4 protein-coding genes are annotated in these 3,970 nt (G+C 47.5%); all 4 read right to left on the reverse strand.

Annotated features, from left to right (window positions below):
* Positions 1-11: 11 nt before the first annotated feature.
* The gene (fliI, locus tag B4K20_RS07630) at positions 12-1,439 is read right to left on the reverse strand and encodes a flagellar protein export ATPase FliI (RefSeq protein ID WP_286305590.1); all 1,428 of its coding nucleotides are present in this window, start codon (positions 1,437-1,439) and stop codon (positions 12-14) included.
* The gene (locus B4K20_RS07635; protein WP_286305591.1) at positions 1,432-2,124 is read right to left on the reverse strand and encodes a flagellar assembly protein FliH; all 693 of its coding nucleotides are present in this window, start codon (positions 2,122-2,124) and stop codon (positions 1,432-1,434) included. Before B4K20_RS07635 ends, fliI begins: the two co-directional genes overlap by 8 nt.
* Entirely contained in the window at positions 2,111-3,121 is a 1,011-nt protein-coding gene (gene fliG / locus B4K20_RS07640; RefSeq protein WP_289244642.1) for a flagellar motor switch protein FliG, read from the reverse strand. The genes B4K20_RS07635 and fliG overlap by 14 nt, the downstream gene beginning before the upstream one ends.
* On the reverse strand, positions 3,121-3,970 hold an 850-nt coding region (locus tag B4K20_RS07645; protein WP_289282463.1), incomplete at its 5' end, for a flagellar M-ring protein FliF C-terminal domain-containing protein. The genes fliG and B4K20_RS07645, both read right to left, overlap by 1 nt.

Genomic DNA, 3,970 nt, shown 5'->3' on the forward strand with positions numbered 1-3,970 from the left:
AAGCACGAACATTAAAAACGCCGGGTATTTCCATCCATCAGCATTGGGGCTTGTGATACGTTTTGTTGCTGCTGATTCTGTAATTGCTTTCTTAACTCAAGCACCTGTTTCAGACGTTGATCACTTTGCTCCCAGTTCACCGCTTCATTCATTCCCTGTCGTAACAGCTGAAGTAAAGCAGGGAACATCGCTATCGACTCATCAATAGCAGGATCACTTCCCTTACTATAAGCGCCTACACTGATAAGATCTTGATTTTGTCGGTAAGTGGAATAAATCTGTTTGAACTGCTGGGCCTGTTTCAGGTGGTCTTCACTGACTATATTTGGCATCACCCGACTAATCGAGGCTTCCACATCAATCGCAGGATAATGGCCCGACTCGGCCAGCTGTCTTGATAACACTATATGACCATCCAAAATTGCACGAGCCGCGTCTGCAACCGGATCCTGTTGATCGTCACCTTCGGTTAACACCGTATAAATAGCAGTGATAGCCCCACCATTAAGTGGACCATTCCCTGCACGCTCCACTAATTGCGGTAATAAGGAAAAAACGGAGGGTGGATAACCTTTAGTTGCCGGAGGTTCGCCAATCGCTAATGCAATTTCACGCTGTGCCTGGGCAAAGCGAGTCAACGAATCCATCAGCAATAATACTTGCTTACCCTGGTCGCGAAAGTATTCTGCAATACTGGTAGACAACATCGCACCGTGCAATCGCATCAAAGGCGAATGGTCGGCAGGTGAGGCAACAACAACCGACCGTGACATTCCTTCCTCACCAAGAATATCTTCAATAAATTCTTTTACTTCTCGACCACGTTCCCCAATCAAACCCACCACAATGACATCGGCTTCAGTGAATCGTGTCATCATGCCCAACAACACACTTTTACCCACACCACTGCCAGCGAACAGGCCCATACGTTGGCCTCGGCCTACGCTGAGCAAGGCATTAATGCTCTGGACTCCCACATCCAGATGCTGACGAACAGGAGAGCGTGCTAGTGGGTTTACCGGTTCACCGTGTAAGGGAACCTTATCTTGAACACGAAGTGGGCCTTTACCATCTAAGGGTTTACCAGCGCCATCCACAACACGGCCAAGCATCGCTTCGCCGACAGGCACTTGAGAATCACTGCGGACCGGTCTGACTTTCGCATTAGGTACCAAGCCACGCATATCACCTGTCGGCATGAGAAACGTCGTTTCGCCAGAAAAGCCGACCACTTCCGCTTCTATCGGTTTTTGTCCCTTGCCAATAATCTCACAACGACTACCAATAGGCACCTGAAAGCCTACCGCTTCCAATGTTAACCCCACCATTCTGGTCAATCGACCCTCAATCAATACATCCTGCTCGTCACCAGAATCCAATCGCTGCTGATATTGCATCAGTTTATTTTGTAGTCGCGATTGGCGTTCCGCATTAGTCATTGTCAGCGTCTCTCTCATCGCCAAGGACTTTACTAATGATGCTATTCAATCTTGATTCAACGGTTGCATCCACACTAGTGTCAGACGTTTCCAGTCTTAATCCACCCCGGGTTAATAAAGGATCTTCTATCCATTGGTATTTGTTTGAATCATGCTCAAGAGATAAGCCTTTCTGAATAATCAAAAGATCATCTGGATGAACATAAATTTTGAGTTGACGGTCACTGATGGGTAAAGCTTCCAACGCCGCACGCATAGCACCGATAACATGCTCGGGTTGATGCTTAAGTTCGCGACGAACCAACTGGCGAGTCATGGTTATCGCTAGATTGACCAGATCTTTTTCTAAAAGCTCATCGAGTTCTGTCAGGGGTTGCTGTAATGTTTGGAGCATTTGCTGGAGCTTTTCAACCTGTAGCTGAATATCTTTCAGCCCAGCTTCCTGACCGTCTGCAAAACCCGCCTGGTGTCCTTCTTCGTAACCCGCCTTATAACCTTCTTCTTGCGCTTGTTGCTGAAGCGCTTCAATAGCTTTGATATCGAGTACTTGGGGCGCATCCTTATCTTCAACGTCCGTCACCGACACCATTCTTGGTGCCTCCCAACGTTTTATCGCATCAGCAATCTCATCGGCAGATAAGACATCAGCTTGTTTAGTAACAACTGTGTCATCAGACGAAGTCATCACCTGCACCTCCGCCTAGCATAATTTCGCCTTTATCAGACAAGCTTCGTGCTGTGGCAAGAATGGCTTTTTGTGCAGCCTCAACATCACTCAAACGAACCGGCCCCATGGCCTCTAAATCATCACGCATCATCTCGCCTGCACGTTGTGACATATTACGCAGGAATTTCTCTTTTAATGCGTCATCAGCGCCTTTCAAGGCAAGCTGTAACTGATCTGTCTGAATTTCACGCATCAAGGTTTGCATACCACGATCATCGACATCAATAAGGTTTTCAAAGACAAACATAAGATCTTCGATATTTTGACCAAGATCGGGTTCACTTTCTTTGATTTTTTCCATGATAGCGGCTTCAGATGTGCCATCAACAAAGTTGAGAATATCGGCAGCCGTTTTGAGACCACCCACCATTGTTGATTGTGCACCAGCCGCACCACTAAATTGTTTTTCCAGAATTTCGTTGAGCTCCGTCAAGGCTGAGGGTTGTACCCCATCAAGCGTGGCTATCCGTAGAATGATGTTAGCTTGATCACGAGCAGGGAACTGTGACAAAACCCCCGCTGCCTGATCGGCATCAAGAAATGAGCAAACAATCGCGATAATCTGAGGATGTTCAAGTCGGATAACTTCATAAATGCCTCTGGCATCCATCCACTTAAGCTGTTCCAGGCCGTTGGTATTACTACCTGATAGAATACGGTCCAATAGGCTGCCAGCACGATCTTCACCTAAAGCACCCACCAGCATTTTACGGACATAATCATGTGAGCCGATACCCAGTCCGGTTTCTTGCTCCACCGTGGTAACAAAACTATTCAAAACGGATTGCACTTCCTCTCGGGTGACATTTTGTAAGGTCGCCATTGCCTGACCGACTTTTTGAACCTCTTTCGGCCCCATATGCTTGAGGATAGCCGCCGCTTCCTCTTCACCAATAGAGCGTAAAAAAACAGCCGCTTTTTCAGTGCCTGTCAGTTTTCTGAGTTCTTCTGCCATTAGGCATCACCCGCCGTCCAATTTTTGACTACTTGCGCCACCAGTGCAGGATCTTGCTGCACTAAACTTCGGACATTAGATAGTTGCTCTTCCATCTTTTCCGAACCAGTGGTCAGTTTAGCAATCTCTTCACCGCTTGCGCTACTTCTAGCTAAAACTTCTTCTGGTGATAAATTGTCATTATCACTCTCGGTGACGGGCACTTTTGTCATATCTCTGAATGCTGGACGAATCACACCAAAGATAAGGAACAGAACAACCAGTGCACCACCCACTTGTTTGGCTAGATTCCAGACCCAAGGTTCTTCCCAGATTGGTTTTTCAGGCAAGGCTTCAACCGTTTCAGGTGCCATGAATGGGGCATTGACCACATTCAAACTGTCGCCTCGCGCTTTGCTAAAGCCAATGGCATCCATGACTAAGGCATTGATACGGGTCATTTCTGATTCAGACAATGGTACGGAAGTAACATTACCTTCTGCATCCACTGTTCTTCTCTCGTCAACCAATACGGCCACACTCAGTTTTCTGACATTACCAGGTGCCATTCGGGTATGACTGATAGTGCGGTCTAACTCAAAATTACGTGTCGTGCTTTTTCTGCTTGAACCGGGCGCTGTTGTCGTAGTGGCCGCTTCATCAGCACCTTCTTCTGGAAGCGCTTGCTCAGGTGCAACACCACCACCAGGAGGTTGATTACTGAGTGCGCCGGGCACGCCAAACGGTCCACCATTACCAACACGCTCTTCTTCTTGCAGCTGCTCACTTCTCACTGCTGTCATGTCCGGGTTATAACTTTCGTGTGTTTGTTCAGACATTGTAAAGTCAACATCGGCCACGACCTGTGCG

The sequence above is a fragment of the Methylophaga sp. UBA5088 genome, from assembly GCF_002414625.1.
Taxonomy (GTDB): domain Bacteria; phylum Pseudomonadota; class Gammaproteobacteria; order Nitrosococcales; family Methylophagaceae; genus Methylophaga; species Methylophaga marina.

What these genes read in the sequence shown, in the direction of transcription:
- B4K20_RS07635 (WP_286305591.1), bottom strand. Translation starts at nt 2,124, where the DNA reads ATGACTTCGTCTGATGACACAGTTGTTACTAAACAAGCTGATGTCTTA.
- fliG (WP_289244642.1), bottom strand. Translation starts at nt 3,121, where the DNA reads ATGGCAGAAGAACTCAGAAAACTGACAGGCACTGAAAAAGCGGCTGTT.
- fliI (WP_286305590.1), bottom strand. Translation starts at nt 1,439, where the DNA reads ATGACTAATGCGGAACGCCAATCGCGACTACAAAATAAACTGATGCAA.